This window comes from Variovorax sp. OV084 (genome assembly GCF_900111625.1).
GTDB lineage: Bacteria > Pseudomonadota > Gammaproteobacteria > Burkholderiales > Burkholderiaceae_C > Variovorax.
In genome coordinates, this window is the sequence record NZ_FOII01000001.1 from 249,649 (window position 1) to 268,585 (window position 18,937).

20 protein-coding genes are annotated in these 18,937 nt (G+C 67.8%); 5 read left to right on the top strand and 15 right to left on the bottom strand.

Going from position 1 to position 18,937, the window contains the following annotated elements; all coding sequences use genetic code 11:
• Positions 1–58 precede the first annotated feature (58 nt).
• The 10 genes from BMW87_RS01295 to BMW87_RS01340 form a co-directional block, all read right to left on the bottom strand.
• Positions 59–1,048, bottom strand: coding sequence for a tripartite tricarboxylate transporter substrate binding protein (locus BMW87_RS01295; RefSeq protein WP_093073613.1), 990 nt, complete (start codon positions 1,046–1,048; stop codon positions 59–61).
• Between the two features lie 52 nt (positions 1,049–1,100).
• Entirely contained in the window at positions 1,101–2,078 is a 978-nt protein-coding gene (locus BMW87_RS01300; protein WP_093073615.1) for a D-2-hydroxyacid dehydrogenase, read from the bottom strand.
• Positions 2,075–3,058: a Bug family tripartite tricarboxylate transporter substrate binding protein gene (locus BMW87_RS01305; RefSeq protein ID WP_093055879.1), complete on the bottom strand. Its 984-nt coding sequence runs from the start codon at positions 3,056–3,058 to the stop codon at positions 2,075–2,077. The genes BMW87_RS01300 and BMW87_RS01305 overlap by 4 nt, the downstream gene beginning before the upstream one ends.
• A 32-nt stretch (positions 3,059–3,090) precedes the next feature.
• Positions 3,091–3,879, bottom strand: a complete 789-nt coding sequence (locus tag BMW87_RS01310; RefSeq protein ID WP_093055881.1) for a class II aldolase/adducin family protein — start codon at positions 3,877–3,879, stop codon at positions 3,091–3,093.
• A gap of 29 nt (positions 3,880–3,908) precedes the next feature.
• Complete coding sequence (gene tcuB, locus BMW87_RS01315) at positions 3,909–5,138, bottom strand: tricarballylate utilization 4Fe-4S protein TcuB (protein ID WP_093073616.1); 1,230 nt, start codon at positions 5,136–5,138, stop codon at positions 3,909–3,911.
• Positions 5,122–6,549: an FAD-dependent tricarballylate dehydrogenase TcuA gene (tcuA, locus tag BMW87_RS01320; RefSeq protein ID WP_093073618.1), complete on the bottom strand. Its 1,428-nt coding sequence runs from the start codon at positions 6,547–6,549 to the stop codon at positions 5,122–5,124. Before tcuA ends, tcuB begins: the two co-directional genes overlap by 17 nt.
• 77 nt (positions 6,550–6,626) lie before the next feature.
• Positions 6,627–7,553 carry a LysR family transcriptional regulator gene (locus tag BMW87_RS01325; protein WP_093055887.1) on the bottom strand — a complete coding sequence of 309 codons (927 nt, stop codon included), beginning with the start codon at positions 7,551–7,553 and terminating at the stop codon, positions 6,627–6,629.
• A gap of 7 nt (positions 7,554–7,560) precedes the next feature.
• A complete protein-coding gene (locus BMW87_RS01330; protein ID WP_093073620.1) occupies positions 7,561–8,439 on the bottom strand; it encodes a bile acid:sodium symporter family protein in 879 nt (292 codons plus the stop codon).
• A gap of 107 nt (positions 8,440–8,546) precedes the next feature.
• Positions 8,547–9,314: a class II aldolase/adducin family protein gene (locus BMW87_RS01335; protein WP_093055891.1), complete on the bottom strand. Its 768-nt coding sequence runs from the start codon at positions 9,312–9,314 to the stop codon at positions 8,547–8,549.
• Between the two features lie 18 nt (positions 9,315–9,332).
• Positions 9,333–9,923, bottom strand: coding sequence for an HD domain-containing protein (locus tag BMW87_RS01340; RefSeq protein WP_093073621.1), 591 nt, complete (start codon positions 9,921–9,923; stop codon positions 9,333–9,335).
• Positions 9,924–10,043: 120 nt separating this feature from the next.
• Between BMW87_RS01340 and BMW87_RS01345 the strand changes: the two genes are divergently transcribed.
• Positions 10,044–10,766: a Crp/Fnr family transcriptional regulator gene (locus BMW87_RS01345; protein ID WP_093075123.1), complete on the top strand. Its 723-nt coding sequence runs from the start codon at positions 10,044–10,046 to the stop codon at positions 10,764–10,766.
• 15 nt (positions 10,767–10,781) lie between these two features.
• On the opposite strand, the gene BMW87_RS01350 is transcribed toward BMW87_RS01345, so the two are convergent.
• From BMW87_RS01350 to BMW87_RS01370, 5 genes are all read right to left on the bottom strand, one after another.
• The gene (locus BMW87_RS01350) at positions 10,782–11,948 is read right to left on the bottom strand and encodes an ABC transporter substrate-binding protein (RefSeq protein WP_093073623.1); all 1,167 of its coding nucleotides are present in this window, start codon (positions 11,946–11,948) and stop codon (positions 10,782–10,784) included.
• Positions 11,949–12,061: 113 nt separating this feature from the next.
• Positions 12,062–12,832 (bottom strand): tRNA (guanosine(46)-N7)-methyltransferase TrmB, encoded by a 771-nt coding sequence (gene trmB, locus BMW87_RS01355; protein ID WP_093073625.1) that lies wholly within the window; start codon positions 12,830–12,832, stop codon positions 12,062–12,064.
• Positions 12,829–13,791 carry a tRNA glutamyl-Q(34) synthetase GluQRS gene (gluQRS, locus tag BMW87_RS01360; RefSeq protein ID WP_093073627.1) on the bottom strand — a complete coding sequence of 321 codons (963 nt, stop codon included), beginning with the start codon at positions 13,789–13,791 and terminating at the stop codon, positions 12,829–12,831. Before gluQRS ends, trmB begins: the two co-directional genes overlap by 4 nt.
• Positions 13,792–13,798: 7 nt before the next feature.
• A complete protein-coding gene (locus BMW87_RS01365; RefSeq protein ID WP_093073629.1) occupies positions 13,799–14,902 on the bottom strand; it encodes an NAD(P)/FAD-dependent oxidoreductase in 1,104 nt (367 codons plus the stop codon).
• 130 nt (positions 14,903–15,032) lie between these two features.
• Complete coding sequence (locus BMW87_RS01370) at positions 15,033–15,986, bottom strand: LysR family transcriptional regulator (RefSeq protein WP_093073631.1); 954 nt, start codon at positions 15,984–15,986, stop codon at positions 15,033–15,035.
• Between the two features lie 160 nt (positions 15,987–16,146).
• Here BMW87_RS01370 and BMW87_RS01375 point away from each other — a divergent pair, with 160 nt between their 5' ends.
• From BMW87_RS01375 to BMW87_RS01390, 4 genes are all read left to right on the top strand, one after another.
• Complete coding sequence (locus tag BMW87_RS01375) at positions 16,147–16,848, top strand: pirin family protein (protein ID WP_093055906.1); 702 nt, start codon at positions 16,147–16,149, stop codon at positions 16,846–16,848.
• Positions 16,849–16,923: 75 nt separating this feature from the next.
• On the top strand, positions 16,924–17,343 hold the full coding sequence (locus BMW87_RS01380; RefSeq protein ID WP_093055908.1) for a DoxX family protein: 420 nt from the start codon (positions 16,924–16,926) through the stop codon (positions 17,341–17,343).
• Positions 17,344–17,377: 34 nt separating this feature from the next.
• Positions 17,378–17,929 carry a flavodoxin family protein gene (locus BMW87_RS01385; RefSeq protein ID WP_093055910.1) on the top strand — a complete coding sequence of 184 codons (552 nt, stop codon included), beginning with the start codon at positions 17,378–17,380 and terminating at the stop codon, positions 17,927–17,929.
• A gap of 30 nt (positions 17,930–17,959) precedes the next feature.
• On the top strand, positions 17,960–18,883 hold the full coding sequence (locus tag BMW87_RS01390) for a pirin family protein (RefSeq protein WP_093073633.1): 924 nt from the start codon (positions 17,960–17,962) through the stop codon (positions 18,881–18,883).
• Positions 18,884–18,937 lie beyond the last annotated feature (54 nt).

Consider the following 18,937-nt stretch of genomic DNA (forward strand, 5'->3'; position numbering starts at 1 on the left):
GCCCTCTCGGCGGGTTTCCGCGCTGGCCGTAGGTCTTCTCCGATAGCCGGGGCCGTGCTTACTCTGCGGTGGCGCCCGAATCCTTCGCTACCTTCACCCATTTCGTCGTCTCGCTGCCGATGAAGGTTGCGAGCTCGGCCGGCTTCATGCTGCCGCCCGTCACGCCCTGTTCCTCGAAGCGTTTCACCACGTCAGACTGCTGCAGCACGCGCGACACCTCGGTGTTCAGGCGCTGCACCAGTTCGGGCGGCGTGCCGTGCGGTGCCATGAGCGCGAACCAGGTGGTCATGTCGTAGCCCTTGAGGCCGGCCTCGTCGAGCGTGGGTACGCCGGGGTAGGCGGGCGAACGTGTCTTCGTGGTCACGGCCAGCGCCTGCACCTTGCCGGCGCGGATGTGCGGTGCGGCCGAGGGGCTGGTTTCGATGGCCATCTGGATCTGCCCGCCCATCAGGTCGGCCATCATCGGCGCGCCGCCCTTGTAGGGCACGTGCACGATGTCGGTCTTCGTCATTGAACGAAACAGCTCGCCCGAGATGTGCTCCGTGCTGCCGTTGCCCGCCGAGCCGTAGTTGACCTTGCCCGGGTTGGCCTTGATGTAGGCGACGAGTTCGGCCACCGATTTCACGGGCACCTTCTCGTTCACGATCAGCACGTTGGGCGTGGATGCCACCAGCGCCACCGGATCGAAGTCGCGCTGGAAGTCGTAGGGCAGGCGCTTGTAGAGGCCCGGCGCGATCGAATGTGCGATGGTGGCCATGAACAGCGTGTAGCCATCGGCCGGCGCCTTCGACGCGATGGCCGCGCCTACAGTGCCGCCCGCACCGCCGCGGTTGTCGATGATGACCGGCTGCTTGAGCGCTTCCGACAGCTTCTGGCCCACGGTGCGCGCGACGATGTCGGTAGTGCCGCCCGCCACGAAGGGCACGACGAGGGTGATGGGCTTGGCGGGCCAATCGGCCGCGCTGGAAGACGCCGCGGCGGTGGCCAGCAGCAGGGCGGCCATGCAGGTGCGCAGAAAAGTCGAGGGGTGCGGGAGGGAGGATTTCATGGTCTGGATGTCGTGGCGTCGTTGTTATTGGCTATTGAAAAGAGCGCGCGCTTCACGCCACGCGGTTCAGCAGCGGCTGGTTGCGTACCCAGCGCCGCAGGTTGTCGAGAAAGATCGCTGCCACGCGGGCCTCATTGCCGTCCGAATGGCCGGCGCTGTGGGGCGTGACGATCACGTTCGGCAGGCTCCATAGCGGCGAGTCGGCCGGCAGGGGCTCGTGCGCGAACACGTCGAGATACGCACCGGCCAGCGCGCCGCTGCGCAATGCATCGATGAGCGCCGGCTCGTCGATCACTTCGCCGCGAGAGACGTTCACGAGCCGCGCACCGGCGGGCATGCGCGCCAGCACCGCCGAATCGATGAGGCCGCGCGTGCGATCGCTCAGCGGGCAGGCCAGCAGCAGCCAGTCCGCCTTCGGCAGCACTGTGTGCAGCTGTTCGTAGCTCACACTCTGGTGGGCTGGCGCGGCGGCCGAGGCCTCGCTCCCGCGCACGGACACGACACGAAGCCCGAGCGCCGCGAGCAGCGCACCGAGGCCTTGCCCGATCGGCCCCCAGCCGACGACCACTGCCGTCTGCCCCGCAAGATCACGCGGCAGGCCACTGCCCATGAGCGGCGACCAAGTGCGTGCGCGTTGCGCGGCCAGCAGCTGTGGAAACTGCCGCGCCAGCATCAGCACGCCTGCCAGCGCGGTCTGCACGACCACGCCGGCGTTGGCGCCCGACGAGGTCGTAACCTCCACGCCGCGCGCCCGCAGCTCGCCGTACACCGGCCGGTCGGCGCCCGCGGAATGCGCGTGCACCCAGCGCAGCGAGGGCGCGTGGCGCATTGCGTCGTGAAAGGCCTGCGTGTGCGGCAGCACCTCGTGCTTGGTCGACAGGCCGGTGACGTCGCGCGAGACAAAAGCTACGTCGGCGTCGTCGCCCGGGTTCACCACCACGTGGGTGCGGTCGCCGAGCGCCGCGGGCAGGCCGGGCGCCGTCTGCGCCGCGGCTTGCGGCGTCATCAGGATGCGCAGCGGCGAGCTCATTCGGCCGTCGCACCCGATTCGCGCACGATCGCCTTCCACTTCTCGTACTCCTGGCGCGTGAACTTGCCGAACTGCTCGGGTGTGCCGCCCACCGGGTCGGCGCCCTCGCGGATCATCTGCGCCTCGAGCGAGGGCAGCGCCTCGTTCACCGACTTGTTGAGCAGCGCGATCACCGGGGCTGGCGTGCCCTTGGGCGCGAAGAAGCCGAACCACGAGCCGGCGGAGAAATCGGGGAAGCCCTTCTCGGCCACGGTCGGTACGTCGGGCAGCGAGCGCGAGCGCTTCTGGCTGCTCACCGCAATGGCCCGGAGCTTGCCCGCCTTGATGTGCGCGATGACCGATGGAATGGTGGCGAACATGAATTGCACGCGGCCCGCGAGCAGGTCGTTGAGCGCGTTAGCGCCCTTGTAGGGCACGTGCAGCGTCTCGGCCCCGATGCGCTTGCTGAGCATGTAGCTCGACAGGTGCGACGAGGTGCCGACGCCGGTGGAGCCGTAGTTCAGCTTGTTGGGGTTGGCCTTGGCGTAGGCGATGAATTCCTCCAGCGTCTTCGCGGGCACCTCGGGGTTCACCACCAGCACGTTGGGCACGTCGGCGATCTGCACCACCGGCACAAGGTCGGTGAGTGGGTCGTAGGGCAGGTTCTTGTAGAGCGTCTGGTTGACGGCCATCGGGCCGACCGAATTGACGATCAGCGTGTAGCCGTCGGCCGGTGCACGCACCACGAATTCGGTGCCGATGTTGCCGCCGCCACCGGGCTTGTTGTCGATGATGAAGGACTGCTTGAGTTTTTCCGACATGTGCTGCGTGACGGCGCGCGCGAGGATGTCGGTGGTGCCGCCGGCTGTGAAGGCGACGACCACGCGCACGGGCTTGCTCGGGTAGGCCGTCTGTGCGGTGGCGTTGAGGCCGGCGGCCAGCAGTGCCGTGGCGCAGAAGAGCTTTTGCAAGAAGCGGGAAGAAGGCTTGTCTCGTGTCATTGTTGTGTTCTCGTGGGTAGTCGGTCTGGTGTTCAGTCGCGAAAGCCCGGGTCCATCCGGTCGAGCTTGCGCAGCAGCGCAGGCCATTCCATGAGGCCGTAGGGTCGGCGCGTGCCGGGCTGGTAGTTGTTCCAGGTTTCCTCCAGCACTTGCTGCGGCACGGCCCTTAGCAGCGTGTTGCAAGACATCGCACCGATCTGCGCGCGGCAGGCCAGCTCGAGCCGGTGCATCCAGTTGAAGGCTTCGCCCACGCTGCGGCCCACCACCAGCGCGCCGTGGTTGCGGAAGATCACGGCCTCGCGGTCGCCCAGGTCGGCCAGCAGCGAGGCCTGCTCCTCGGTGTTCAGCACCACGCCCTGGTAGTCGTGGTAGCCGATCTTCAGGAATCGCATGGCGGTTTGCGTGAGCGGCAGCAGGCCGCATTCGAGCGACGACACCGCCATCGACGCCCAGCTGTGCGTGTGGATCACGCAGGCCACGTCGGGCCGTGCCGCGTGCACGGCGCTGTGGATCACGTAGCCGGCCTTGTTGATGCCGTAGTCCAGCTCGCCGAAGTCGGGCTTCGAGAGGATGTTGCCGTCCTGGTCGACCTTGATGAGGCTGGAGGCGGTGATCTCCTCGTACATCATTCCGTAGGGGTTGATGAGGAAGGCGCCTTTCTCGCCCGGCACGTGCGAGGAGATGTGGTTGGCCATCATGTCGGACATGCCATAGAGGTCCACCAGCCGGTAGCAGGCCGCGAGGTCGATGCGGGCCTGCCATTCGGCATCGGAGCATCGGCCCTTCATGGAGGGAATCTGGAGTACGCCGGGTTGTGTCATGGGGTTTCGTTCGGATGCATGGGGTTCATTCAGTCGGCGCCAAGCTGCAGGCGGTTGGGCAGGCGCTTCTCGATGGCGAACTTCAGCAAGGCGGCCGAGCGGAAGATGCCGTGCGCGAACTTGCCGTAGGGCAGGGTGAGAAACAGCGCCATCACCACGCCCAGGTGCACCGCCAGCAGCAATGCCATGAAGGGCGTGTCGCGCCACGCCAGCAGCGCAAGGCCGGTGATGCTGGTGAGCAGCAGCAGGGCGATGAAACCGCGGTCCATGGGGCGCTGCGCCGCGTCGCCGTGCGCCGGGTCGCGCCGCAGGTTCAGCCACAGCAGTCCGACCGGGCCCACCACCAGGCCGATGCCGCCCGCGGTGCCCAGCAGCACGGGCAGGCTGGTGAGCGCATAGGGCGCATGCAGGCTGAACAGGTAGTGGTACAGCGTGGCCACGCAGGTCGACGCGAAGCACAGCATGAAGCCGTAGAAGGTGAAGTGGTGGAAACGCCGGCGCCACAGGGTGAAGCGGTCGTCTTCGTTGTTGCAGCCTTCGCCGTGGCCGCCGCCCAGGTACTTCAGGCGCAGCGCGTCTTGCGCGGCCTCGGCGCTGGCTGCGTTGCGTACGCCGGTCACTTCGGCAGGCACGTTGTCGCGCGACGGCGATACCTCGCGCCAGAAGCGCCGCACGCCCATGGCCAGCGCGAACATCACGAAGAGAAACACCGCGCCGAACACCAGCGCGAGAAAGTTGTGCGGAAAGATCGCGTAGAAATTGCCCGCGAGCGGCTCGTGCAGCAGCGAGCCCGACATCGCCACTGCCAGCACCAGGAAGAGCGCGAGCCCACCGGCCAGAGCGAGCGCAACCGTGAGGCCCGCGCGCTGGTAGAGCGCACCCATTGCAGGCGGCCAGGCGTAGTCGTGATACGTCTGCATGCGCACCTGCGCCATCGCCTGCGGCACGTTCACCGCGAACTCGTGCGGCGGCGCGTATTGGCAGGCGTGCAGGCAGGCGCCGCAGTTGTGGCACAGGTTGGCGAGGTAGTGCGTGTCGGCCTTGCCGAATTCGAGCCGGCGCGTCATGGCCGGGAACACGGCGCAGAAGCCTTCGCAGTAGCGGCAGGCGTTGCAGATCTGCAGGATGCGGGCGACTTCGCCTTCGCTCGCTGTCAACGGAAGGGCGGGCTGTATCGGGATCACGCGCGACGTGGCACCGCCACCGATGCCGTCGGCATCCGCACGGGCGCGTGCGACGAGATCAGTGAGCTGCTGCAAGGGCGGTCTCCGGGGATTTCTTCGAAAGGTTCTTTGCCGCGTTCGCGGCCTGCGTGCCGGCAATGCGCCCGAAGGCCGTGCCGATGCTCATGCCGACGCCCGCCGTGTAGCCTTTGCCGAGCACGTTGCCGGCCATCATTTCGCCGGCCACGAACAGGTTGGGGCTGGCCCGGCCGCCGAAGCGCACGGCTGCTGTTTCGTCCACCTTCAGGCCGAGGTAGGTGAAGGTGATGCCGGGGCGCACGGGGTAGGCGTAGAAGGGCGCTGTGTCGATGGGGCGCGCCCAGTGCGTCTTGGCTGGCGCGAGGCCTTCGGTGTGGCAGTCGTCGAGCGCGGTGTGGTCGAAGCGGCCCACATGGCAGGCGGTGTTGTAGTCCTCCACCGTGCGCACGAAGGTGGCTTCGTCGCGGCCGATCTTGCGTGCCAGTTCGCCGAGCGTGTTGGCCTGCGTGCCGGGGAACACCGGCGGCATGAAGCGCCCGACCGCTTTCTGGTCGATGACCGACCAGGCAATCTGCCCCGGCTGCTGCGCGACGAGCCGGCCCCAGATGGCGTAGCGCTTGGGCCAGAAATCTTCGCCCTCGTCGTAGAAGCGCTTCGCCTCGCGGTTGACGACCACGCCGAGCGACACGCAGTCGATGCGCGTGCAGATGCCGCCGTCGTACAGCGGTGCGCGCGCGTCGATGGCCACCATGTGGCCCTGCGACGGATCGCCGATGCTGTCTGCGCCCGCGGCGATCATGTGCTTCAGCAGCACGCCCTGGTTGAAGCGCGTGCCGCGGATCAGGAAGTTGTCGGCCGGCCACTCGCCGCGCTCGTTCCGGCCCCAGGCCTCGCGCAGCCACTCGCGGTTCGACTCGAAGCCGCCGGCGGCCAGCACGCAGCTTCTTGCGGCGATGCGCTCGCCGGCTTCGGTGCGCACGGCCATGAAGCGGTCGCCATCGAGTTCGACCGAGGCCACGGGCGTGTCGTAGCGAATCTGCACGCCCAGCCGTTCGGCGCTGCGGAAATAGGCGTTCACCAGCGCCTTGCCGCCACCCATGAAGAAGGCGTTGGTGCGCGCCACGTGCAGCGCGCCCGACAGCGGCGGCTGAAAGTGCACGCCGTGGCTGCGCATCCAGTCGCGGCAATTCGACGAGGCGCGAATCACCAGGCGCGCCAGATGCTCGTCGGTGAGGCCGCCGGTCACCTTCAGCAGGTCTTGCCAGTATTCCTCTTCAGAGTAGGCCTCGATCAGCACGTCCTGCGGGGCGTCGTGCATGCAGCGCAGGTTGCGCGTGTGCTGCGAGTTGCCGCCGCGCCATGCCTTGGGCGAGGCTTCGAGCAGCAGCACCGAGGCGCCGGCCTCGCGTGCCATCAGGGCGGCGCACAGCGCGGCATTGCCGCCACCGACAACCAGAACATCTATCACTCGTGGGTCTCCTTGGAATACGGGAGACTCTAGGCACGCCGGCCTTCAGGCGAAAGGCCGATCCGGGCAACGGGTGTTCAGTTTTCGAGAAGACTTGCTCCTGTCCAACTGCCATCGCGCACCAGGGCGCGCGCCGTGTCGGCCATCACCACGCGGGTGGCCAGCGCGGCGGGAGAGAGCTCGTCGTCCGACAGGCTCACGAGCAGGTTGCGGCGGCCCACGTGCGCGTCGGCGATCTGCGTGAGCTGCAGGTCGTCGCGGTCGTGCCGTGCGGTAGCGGCGCCGGGTTGGATGGTGGCGCCGTGTCCCGCGCGCACCGCATCCATCAGCAGCGCGAGGCCGTCGACCTCGGCCACGATGCGCGGCGCGATGCGCGCCCGGGCGAAGGCCGCCATCAGCGTGGCGCGCAGGCCATGGCTGCCGCTGGGCAGTATCAGCGGCAGTTCGGCCAGTTGCGACAGGCGCACGCGGGCACCGGTGGGGCGCTGCGGCAGCGTGGGGGATGCAATGACGAAGAGCTTCTCGGCCAGCAGCGGGGTCACGCTCCAGCGCCGCGGCGTGTCGGTCTGGAACAGCACGGCCAGGTCGAGCTGCCGCGCCTGCAACATGGTCGTGAGGTGACCGGACAGCGCTTCGACCATGTGCAGCCGCACCTCGGGGTAGCGCTCGCGCATGGCGCGCATCAGCGGCACGCCGAGCACCGTGGCGGTGGTGGGTGCCAGGCCCACGCTCACGTGGCCCGAGAGCCGCGCCTGCTGCGCGGCGCGCACCGCGTCGTCGGCATGGCGCAGCGTGAGCTGGGCCTGGTGGAGAAAGGCCACGCCCGCATCGGTGGGCGCAACGCCGGTCGAGCTGCGCTGCAGCAGCCGGGTGGACAACTCGCTTTCGAGCCGGCTGATCTGCTGGCTCAGCGCCGAGGTGACGACGCCCAGCTCGACCGCCGCGCGGCCCATGCTGCGAAGCTCGCAGACCTTGACGAAGTAGCGCAGTTGCCGGAGTTCCATCGCCCGATCATCGCGCAGGCACGGCGGCCGGTGCGGGCCGGCGCAACAGCAGCCAGCCGAACAGCGGCGCGGTGATGTACATCACCACCGAGTAGATGGCCGCCGGCAGCGCGAGCTGGAAGCTGCCGAGCACGCTCACCGCGATGAAGATCGCGAGCGTGGAGTTGTGGATGCCGATCTCGTAGCTGATGGCGGTGGCCAGCGGCTTGTCGAGGCCCGCGGCGCGGCTCAGGTAGTAGCCCGCGAGCAGGCTCACGAGATTGAACAGCAGCACCGGCACACCGATCTCGGCGAAGGTGGCGGCCATGGTCTTCCACTCGTTGGCGATGGCGAGCACCGTCACCACCGCGAGCACGACGCCGCTGAAGATCTTGGTCGGCTTTTCCATGCGCGCCGCGAAGCCGGGGCTGCGCGAGGCCACGAACATGCCGATGGCCACCGGCACCAGCACGATGGCGATCACCTCCACCAGCTTGCGCGTCTGCAGCGGCACCACCTGGCCGCCTTGAGCGAAGTGCCCGATGGCCCAGTTCGCGATGAGCGGCAGCGTGACGATGGACAGCAGCGTGTTCACGGCCGTGAGCGAGATGTTCATCGCCACGTTGCCGCCGAACAGGTGCGAGAACAGGTTGGCCGAGATGCCGCCGGGCGAGGCCGCGAGCAGCATCAGCCCGACCGCGAACACGGGCGACAGGCCGAAGCCCACGATGATCGCGTAGCAAGCCAGCGGCAGGCCGATGACCTGCAGCACGAGCGCGATGGTCACGGCCTTCGGGTGCTTGAAGAGGCGCCTGAAGTCGGCGAGCGAAAGCGAAAGCCCGAGCCCGAACATCACAAGCGCGAGCGCGCCGAACAGGAAGCGGGTAACGATGACGGTGGCGTCCATTGGGTTTGTCTCCTCGGTGGTTCTTGTAGTTTTGATGCGTAAAAAAATAGCCGCCAGCACCTGTCGTGCAGGCGCTGGCAGCCGTGGAAACCGGGGTCGACGCTGTCTTATTGTTTGTAGCTGTCGTCGATGCGGTCGAGCTTGCGGATCAGCGAGGGCCAGACGAACTGGCCGCCCAGGCCACCGGTCTGCACCTTCATCGCCTGGCCTACGCCCTCGACGATCTTCGGGTTGACTTGCGTGAGTTCGCTGCCGCCCGATTGCGCCGCAATCTGGATCTGGCAGGTGTTCTCGAAGGTGTACATCGAAAGAAAGGCGTCGGCAATGGTCTTGCCGCAGGTCAGCAGGCCGTGGTTGCGCAGCATGAGGAAGTTGGCGCTGCCCATGTCGGCCTGCAGGCGCGGCTTTTCGTCGTCGCGGAAGGCCACGCCTTCGTAGTCGTGATAGGCCAGCGAGGCCAGCACGAAGGTCGATTGCTGGCTGATGGGCAGCACGCCGTTCTTCTGCGCGCTGACGGCGATGCCGGCCTTGGTGTGGGTGTGCAGCACGCACTGGATGTCTTCGCGCGCGGCATGCACCGCGCTGTGAATGACGAAGCCCGCCGGGTTCACGGGGTAGGGCGAGTCGATGATCTTGTTGCACTGCTGGTCGACCTTGACCAGGCTCGACGCGGTGATCTCGTCGAACATCAGGCCGTAGGGGTTGATCAGGAAGTGGTGCTCGGGGCCGGGAATGCGCGCGCTGATGTGCGTGAACACGAGGTCGCTCCAGCCGTAGAGCGCTACCAGGCGGTAGCAGGCGGCGAGGTCGACGCGAAGCTGCCACTCCTCGGCGGAGACGAGCTTCTGGATTTCGGGTTGGGAGAAGGCGTTCATGGTTTCCTCTTGTCGATGTCAGGCGGCCGCGGGTTCGGTCAGCGCGGCCTTGTAGATGCTCTGCTTCGGCTGCGCCATCACGCGGCGCAGCATGGGCTCGAACTCGCTGATGGGCAGCGTCTCGGCCTTGGGGTCGAAGGCGGGGTTGTCGTAGAGCGCGCAGAACTCGGCCGTGCGCTCGTAGTGCGGGTGGTCCTTGAAGTTGTCGCGCATGTCGCGGTCCAGGCCGATGTGGTGAAAGAAGTAGTGGCCCTGGAAGATGCCGTGGTTCTGCACCATCCAGTGGTTGGCTTCGCTCACGAAGGGCTTGAGGATGGCGGCGGCGATGTCGGGGTGGTTGAAGCTGCCCAGCGTGTCGCCGATGTCGTGCAGCAGCGCGCACACCACGTACTCCTCGTCGCGGCCGTCGCGCAGGGCGCGGGTGGCGGTCTGCAGCGAGTGGGTGTAGCGGTCGACCGGAAAGCCGCCGTAGTCGCCTTCGAGAATCTGCAGGTGCTTGATCACGCGCGCCGGCAGGCCGGTCGTGAACTGCATGAATTCGCCGCCGATCAGTTGCCAGTCTTCGCGCGTGCTTTCCTGCATGCTCTTGAAACTTGCGCGTGCGTTCATCGCTGGGGTCTCCGTTCTTGTGGGGTGCCGGCCACTGTATGCCTGCGCTTGACCTTGAACTGTCAAGAATTTGACAATGTGGGGTTCTGGTAAACCCCCGCCTCGCAGCGGTTCATGCCCATGGCTGCCTCCTCTAGACCGCGTCTTTCCGCTGCGCACCGCGCCGCGCTGGAGGGCAATCCGTGGTTCATGAGCATGCCGCGCGCCCAGCGCGAGGCGCTGCTGGGCGCGGCCGAACTCCACCACGTGCGGCGCGGCGCAATGGTGTTTCGCCAGGGCGATCCCATTCACGCGGCGGGCGGCGGCTTCTACGGGTTGGTGGCGGGCACCATCAAGATTTCATCGCTGCGCCAGGACGGGCGCGAGGCCATCCTCGCGGTGCTGGAGCCCGGCAACTGGTTCGGCGAGATCACGCTGATCGACGGCTCGCCGCGCACGCACGACGCCACCGCGCTCGAGGCGCTCGACCTGCTGATGGTGCCACCCGAGGCCTTCGGGCAGCTGATGCGCGATGTGGTCTTTTCCAACGCCATCGCCGCGATGCTGGCGGCGCGCGTGCGCATGCTCTACGGGTTGACCGAAGATGCCACGCTGCGCAGCCTGCGCGCCCGCGTGGCGCATCGGCTGCTGGTGCTGGCGCGCGGCGATGCCACGCAGTCGGTGCACCTGCGGCACGAGCTGCAACTGCCGCAGGAAGCGCTGGCGATGATGCTGGGCGTGACGCGGCAGACGCTGTCGAAGGAGCTCAATGCGTTGGCGGGCGAGGGCGTGGTCGCGCTGGGCTACGGGCGCATCGAGCTGCTGTCGCTCGATGCGCTGCAGAAGCTGGTAAGCACGGGCTAGGGTCGCCTGCTGCCGTCAGCGCAAGACCCGGCCGTCGGCGGAGATGCTGATCAGGTCGATGTTGCGCACGCTGTCGCGCAGGCCCGGGCGCAGGTTGATGCGGAAGCCGCCCACGTCGTAGTCGGTCATGCCCGACATCACGCGCTGCAGGCTCGCGGTGTTGAAGCCGCGGCCGGCGCGGCGCACCGCTTCGCCGGCCGCCTTGGCCGCGATGAAACCCTCGAGGCCCTCGTATGACGCGGTCTGGTCGGAGTTGTCCACGGCCGCGAGGTATTCCTTGACGATGGGAATGGCCGAGGGCCGCGGCGACGGCACCACCTGCGAGATCACGATGCCGCCGATGTCCTTGCCCAGCGTGGCGTAGAGCGGGTCGATGCCGACGATGGAAAAAGCCATGAAGCTGCCCGAGTAACCGCTCTTGCGCAGCGCGCGGATGGCGTTGGCCGTGGTGCCCGAGAGCGACACCAGCACGATGGCCTGGGGCGATTGCTGCTGCACGGTCTTCAGTGCTGCATCGAGCTTGTTGCCGGTGGGCGGCACCAGCGCGCTCGCGACCAGCGGTGTGAGCCTGAGCTCGGTGATGGCCTGCTCGACGGCCGCCAGGCCGGCGCGGCCCATGGCGTCGTCGTCGCCCACCAGCGCGATGCGGGTCTGCCCCACGGTGGCGCACTGCTTCACGATCTTCAGGGCCTCGTCGATCATGCCGGGCCGCACATGGAACACGTTGGGGTGTTCGGCGCCGCGCAGCGTGTCGGAGGCCGCGAAGGGCGCGAACAGCAGGCTGCCCTGCTGCGTGGCGACGTTCGCGCCGGCCTCGCTGCTGGCCGTGCCGACGAAGCCGAAGAGCATGTCGGCCTTGTTGGTGGTGAGCAGGGTGCGCGCGTTGGCGGCGGCGCGGGCCGCGTCGTAGCCGTCGTCGAGCTGAAGCAGCTTCAGCTGCAGGCCGGTGGCGGCGTTCTTGTCGTTGAAGTCGCTCACCGCGAGGCGGCTGCCGGCGGCGAAGGCGGTGCCTATTTCGTAGGCACTGCCGGTGAGAGGCACCGATTGCCCGAGCAGCACGACACGCGGTGTGCCGCCCGCCGCGCGCGTGGACTGGGCCATGACCGGTCGGACGATGCCGCTTCCCAGCGCCAGTGCGCCCCACGCCGCCTTGCTCAACCATTCCCTGCGAGATGGGTTCATTGGACACCTTCTTTCACATTAGTAAAAAAGTGTAGCAATAACGGGGCCAGGGGGGAAGTCGGGTGCCGGGGCGGAATTCCCTGATGAGAGGGCCCGGGAAGGGCCGAGGCCGTTCAGGCGGCGCGTTCGAACACCAGGTCCCACACCCCATGCCCCAGCTTGATGCCGCGGTTCTCGAACTTGGTGAGCGGGCGGTATTCGGGCTTGGGCGCGTAGCCCTCGGCGGTGTTGCGCAGCAGCGGCTCGGCCGCAAGCACTTCGAGCATCTGCTCGGCGTAGGGCTGCCAGTCGGTGGCGCAATGGATGTAACCGCCGGGGCGCAAGTGCTGCGCCAGCTTGGTCACGAACTCGGGCTGGATCAGGCGGCGCTTGTTGTGGCGCTTCTTGTGCCACGGGTCGGGAAAGAACACATGCACGCCGGCAAGTGTGCCGGGCTGCAGCATGTGGTCGAGCACGTCGACCGCGTCGTGCGCGCAGATGCGGATGTTCGACAGCGACTGCTCGCCGATGCGCTTGAGCAGCGCGCCCACGCCGGGTTCGTGCACTTCGCAGCAGAAGAAATTGGTTTCGGGCAGCACGGTCGCGATGTGCGCCGTGGCCTCGCCCATGCCGAAGCCGATTTCCAGCACGGTCGGGCCGGCGCGGCCGCCGAAGGCCGCAGTCAGGTCGAGCGGTTCGGGCTTGTAGGGCACGAGAAACAGCGGGCCCAGTTCGGAGAAGGCGCGTGCCTGGCCTTCGGTGGTGCGGCCGGCGCGCTTGACGAAGCTCTTGAGGCGGCGGTGCAGCGGGTGCGGCTTGGCCGCTTCTTCTTCGTCGCTGGCGTCTGGAGTGGGCGCATCTTCGCTGCGCGGGATGTCGTTGGGCACGGTGTCGGGAAAGTTCATGGAGGCCGCGAATTGTAGAGAGCGCGCCATTCGGGCACCCAACCGGCCAGGGCGTCCGCGCAGTTGGCGCCCGTGGTGCGCCGCAATCCGAGCACGCGCGCGGCGCTGTCGAGCGCGGCCAGCGCGGCGGCGGGGGAGCCTGTGTCGATGGATGTTGCGCCGTTCTGCTTCGACAGCTTGTCGCCGTCGGCGCCGCGCACCAGCGGCGTATGCAGGTAGCTGGGCGTGGAAAAGCCCAGCGCGCGCTGCAGCAGGATCTGGCGGGCGGTGTTGTCGGTGAGGTCTTCGCCGCGGACCACGTCGGTCACGCCCTGTTCGGCATCGTCGACCACCACGGCGAGCTGATAGGCCCAGGGGCCGTCGGCGCGGCGCAGCACGAAATCGCCGACCTCACGGCTCACGTTCTGGTACTGGCGGCCGAGGCGGCGGTCGGTCCAGCAGAGTTCGCTGCCCGTGCCGGAATCGGCCGCTTCATCCCAGGGCACGCCCGGCGTGGGCGGCCGGTCGGCCTCGAACTTTTCGGTGGCGAAGCGCCAGGCCCGCGCGGGCTTGCCGTGCAGCCCATCGCGGCAGGTGCCGGGGTAGACGCGCTCGCCGTGGCGCTCGTGCCGTTGGCCGAGTCGCGCGAGGGCTTCGTTGATGTCCTTGCGCGAGCAGCCGCAGGGGTAGGCGAGGCCGCGCGCCTGCAGCCGGGCCAGCGCGGCTTCGTAGCGCGCGGTGCGCTGCGTCTGCCACACCGGGGTTTCGTCGGGCAGCAGGCCGCAGTCGGCCAGTTGCTGGAGGATGTGTTCGCCCATGTAGGGCAGGCAGCGCTCGGTGTCGGCGTCTTCGATACGGATCAGCCAGCGCGCCTGCGGACCGCGGGCGCGCACGTCGAGCCAGCTCGCGAGCGCGGCCACCAGCGAGCCCGCATGCAGCGGGCCGGTGGGCGAGGGCGCGAAGCGGCCGGTCTCCCTCATCTCCCGATCAGATGACGTCGAGCGCGAGCGACAGGCCCGAGAGGAAAGCGTCTTCGACGCGGTGGCCGGTGCACCAGTCGCCGGCCACGCCGATGCGGGCCTTGCTGTCCCAGAGGTGCGTCGTGCCCACGGGCACCTGCGTCTGCGCTTCGTTCCAGCACAGGGCCTGGGCGTGCGCGGGCGTGGCATGGATGCCGGTGATCTCGGCGAAGGCGCGCAGCAGCTTGGCTTCGACGCGCGCGGGCGTGTCGCGCAGGTGCTCTTGCGACCACGTGGCGCTGGCCTGCAGCGTCCAGCGCTCGATGGGCTCGCGGCCGGGCTTGGACGATTCGCGCGCCAGCCACGCCACGCGGTGGTGGGTGCTGCGGGCTGCATTCCATTGCGGGCCAAGGTGCGACATGGTGGGCTGGTTGGCCTGGGGGTAGGCGACCATCAGCGTCCAGCAGGGCGCGATGCGCACGGGCTCGATCTTGCGGCTGAGCGTGGCCGAGAGCTTGCCGTCGCCCAGCAGCGCGCGGGTGCGTGCGGGCGGCACGGCGAGCAGCACGGCGTCGAAGCCGGAATACACGTGTTGCGAATCGTCGGCGCCCGCGGTGCGCAGTTGCCAGCGCTTCGCATCGAGCGCATCGGGCTCGATCTGCGTGACCTGCGTGCCGGTAATGAGGCTGTCGCCCAGCGGCTTGGCCCAGTGGGCGGCCAGCGCGTCCATGCCGGGCTGCGCCACCCAGTGGGGCTCGAGCGAGGGCAGGGCCGCCTCGGCCACGCGGCCGTGGGCGTCGAGCACGCGCACGAGGTTGGCGCTCCAGCGCTTGCACAGGCCGGGCGTGCTTTCGAGCGCCAGCGCAAAGCGCGGGTCGCGCACGGTGAAGTATTGCGCGCCGCTGTCGAAGCGGCCGAAGGCGGTGTCGATGCTCGCCATGCGCCCGCCGGCTGTGGCCTCGCGTTCGAACAGCGTGACCTTGTGGCCGGCCTGCACCAGCGTTCGTGCACAAGCCACCCCGGCGATGCCGGCGCCGATGACGGCGAAATTGCGCGGCGCGCGCGGGGTGGCCGGGGTTCGGTGACGGTCGGCGGCCTTGGCCGGCTTCTTTGCAGTTGCGCGAGTGCTCATGACGAACTCTTTTCTTCTGGATGGAATGCGGTTGGATGTGTCTGCACTCTACATCGGTCCGAGAGCCGCTTCGCCTGAGGACACACCCTTAGCGGCGCTGCGCGAATCCTCGGCAATACTCGTCAACCCCTCATCGACCCCGATGCCGCTCGAGCAGCGCACGCCGCGTGCCTTCATGCTCGAACTGCGCCAGCCACCATTCGAGCGCCCGCCCCGGCTTGCCCGCGCTGCGCACGCGCCATGCGCAATGCATCGTTCCCATTGGCGGCATGCGCTCGGTCTTCAGCTCGACCAGATGCCCGGCCTCGATGTACGGCCGCGCCATCGGCTCAGGCAGAAAGCCGCCACCCAGCCCGTGCAATTGCGCCGCGATCTTGGCCTGCATGCTCGGCACGGTGAGCACGTCCTGCCCGCCCATGAGGTTTACCGTCATGCTCGGTCCGTGCCGCGCCGAATCGGCCGCGGCCACCGCGCGGTGCTGCCGCATCACCGCGTCGCTCAGAGGCTGGGCCAGGCGCGCCAGCGGATGGTGGGGCGCCACCGCATAGACGAAGCGCAACTCGCCGATCGGCCGGGTACGGATGCCCGTGGCGGTGAGTGCCAGGCTCGCGGCATCGAGCACCGCGCCGATGGCCAGGTCGGCCTCGCCGCTGGTCAGCGCCTCGATGGTGCCCAGCAGCGTTTCGTCGCGCAGCTTGAGCCGCGTGGGCGGCTCCAGCGCGAAGAAGGCTGTGGCCAGGTCGAGCAGCGGGTCGCGCGCGATCACGCTGTCGACCGCGATGGTCAGCATCGGCTCCCAGCCGGTGGCCACGCGCTTCACGCGGTTGGCCACCGCGTCGATCTCGTTGAGCAGCCGGTCGGCCTCGCGCAGCAGCTCGGCACCGGCCTCGGTCAGCCGCGCCTGGCGGGCGCTGCGGTCGAACAGCAGCACGTCGAGCGCGTCCTCGATCTGGCGCACCCGGTAGCTCAGCGCGCTGGGCACCAGGTCGAGGGCGCGGGCGGCGGCGGCAAAGCTGCCGGTGCTGGCCACGGTCTGGAGCATGGAGAGGGCGTCGGGGGTCAGCACGTCACGGGGGCTGGGCATGGTGGCTCCATTGATCAAATTATTTGAATGGTGCCATCAAACTGCGGCGTCTTTCCGAATGGGGTGCGGACCTAAAGTTCTTTACATCCGCTGCGCATCCGGCGCGGCATACGAAAAAGGCCCGCACACCCCCACAGGGCAGGGCCGAAGGAGTTCGACGATGTTGCAAGTCCGTAAATCACAGGAACGCGGTTATGCCGACCATGGCTGGCTGCGCTCGTTCCACAGCTTTTCTTTCGCCAACTATTACGACCCGGAGCACATGGGCTTCGGCAACCTGCGGGTGATCAACGAAGACCGTGTGGCGGCGGGCGCCGGTTTCGGCACCCACGGCCACAAGGACATGGAGATCATCAGCTACGTGCTTTCGGGCGAGCTGGCGCACAAGGACAGCATGGGCAACGTGGAAAGCATTCCACCCGGCGACGTGCAGCGCATGAGCGCGGGCCGCGGTGTGATGCACAGCGAGTTCAACCACAAGGCAGACGAGACCACGCACTTCCTGCAGATCTGGATCCAGCCGAACGTGCGCGGCATCGAGCCCGGCTACGAGCAGAAGAAGTTCAGCGACGCCGAGAAGCGCGGCAAGCTGCGCCTCGTGGCCTCGCCCGACGGCACCGATGGCTCGGTGACGGTGCATGCCGATGCGCGCCTGTTTGCCGGCCTGCTCGATGGCGAAGAAAAAGCCAGCCTGGCTCTCGACCCGAAGCGCAAGAGCTACGTGCACCTGGTGCGCGGTGAGCTCGAAGTGAACGGCCAGAAGCTCGTGGGCGGCGACGCCGCGATGCTGGAAGGCGAATCGCAATTGACGCTGGGCGCCGGCAAGGACGCCGAAGTGCTGGTGTTCGACCTGGCCGCCTGATCTCCCTTGCCGGGCGCTTGCCGCCCGGCTTTTCTTTTCCCTTTTCAATTTCAACAACCGAGGAGTTTTTCAATCATGGCAACTACAACCACTGCACCCAATTCGGCACAAGACACGCTGGCCCTGATCGGCCGCATCCTGATCGCCTACCTGTTCATTCCCGCCGGCATCGGCAAGCTCATGGGCTTCGGCGGCACCGTTGGCTACATCACGTCCGTCGGCCTGCCGCTGCCCGAAGTGGGTGCGGCCATTGCGATCATCGTCGAGCTGGGTCTCGGCATCGCGCTGCTGCTGGGTTTCAAGACGCGCTGGACCGCGATCGTGATGGCAATCTTCACCGTGGCGACCGCGCTGTTCTTCCACAAGTACTGGTCCGCACCCGACGCCATGAAAATGATGCAGCAGATCAACTTCAACAAGAACATCGCCATTGCAGGCGGCCTGCTTGCCCTCGCAGGCTTCGGTGCCGGCCGCTTCAGCATCGACAAGCGCTGATCGCAACACCTCACCCACTCAGGAGCACCCAAACATGGCAAACATCGTCGTCGTCTTCCATTCCGGCTACGGCCACACCCAGCGCGTGGCGCAAACCGTGGCGGACGGCGCGGGCGCCCAACTGCTCGCCATCGACGCGGACGGCAACCTGCCCGAAGGCGGCTGGGAGCTGCTGGCCGCGGCCGACGCCATCGTCTTCGGCTCGCCGACCTACATGGGCGGCGTGAGCTGGCAGTTCAAGAAGTTCGCCGATGCGTCGTCGAAGGTCTGGTACACGCAGGGCTGGAAGGACAAGCTCTTCGCCGGCTTCACCAACAGCGCCACCATGAACGGCGACAAGGTCACGACCATGACCTATCTGTGGACGCTCGCGATGCAGCACAGCGGCATCTGGGTCAGCATGGGCATCCTGCCGAGCAACAGCAAGGCCGCCACGCGCGACTCGATGAACTACGTGGGCGGCTACGGCGGCCTGCTGACGCAATCGCCGTCCGATGCGAGCCCGGCTGAAATGCTGAAAGGCGACTTCGACACGGCCCGCGCATTCGGCGAACGCATTGCCACAGTGGCAAGATCGCGCGAATAACCGGCAACCCGCCACCCCACGGAGAACACGATGACCGACACCGCCCCCGAGACCCAACTGCTCAAGCCGCACGACAAGGACCTCGGCGGTGGCTTCAAGGTGCGGCGCCTGCTGCCCGCGGCGCAGCGCCGCTCGGTCGGCCCCTTCGTGTTCTTCGACCATTTCGGCCCGGCCACCGAGCAGCCGGGCAGCGAGCACGATGTGCGGCCGCATCCGCACATCGGCCTCTCGACGGTCACGTATCTTTTCAAGGGCGCGATGATGCATCGCGACAGCCTGGGTAGCGTGCAGGAGATTCTTCCCGGCGCCATCAACTGGATGACCGCCGGCAAGGGCATCGTGCACTCCGAGCGCAAGCCCGATCGCCTCAAGGCCGACACCTACGTGAACCACGGCCTGCAGCTGTGGGCCGCGCTGCCGCAGGCGCATGAAGAAACCGAACCCAGCTTCGAGCACACGCCGGCCGATGCGATTCCCGAGCTGGTGGAGCAGGGCGTGGCGGTGCGCGTGCTGGTGGGCGAAGCCTTCGGCGCCCGCTCGCCGGTCAAGACGCTTTCGCAGACCGTGTACCTCGACATCGCCTTGCCTGCAGGCGGGCGCTTCGAATTGCCTGCGCTCGCATCCGAGCTGGCCATCTACGCAGTCGATGCCGATGTCAGCGTGAATGGCGAGCCGGTCGAAGCGCACACCATGGCCGTGCTGCCTGATGGGCAAGGTGCGGTGCTCACGGCGAACGCCGCCGCACGCCTGATGGTGATCGGCGGCGAGCCGCTCGACGGCCCGCGCTACATCACCTGGAACTTCGTATCGAGCCGGCGCGAGCGCATCCTCGAAGCAGGCTCCGATTGGGCCGCCCAGCGCATGGGCCACGTGCCCGGCGAGACCGAATTCATTCCACTGCCCGGCAAGCCCTTTGGTGTGCGCGAACCCGACACGGGCACCACGCCGGTTTAAAGCGAGCTGCACTGCGTCGGCGTGACGCGAGTTGCGCGAGCAGTACGGATGACG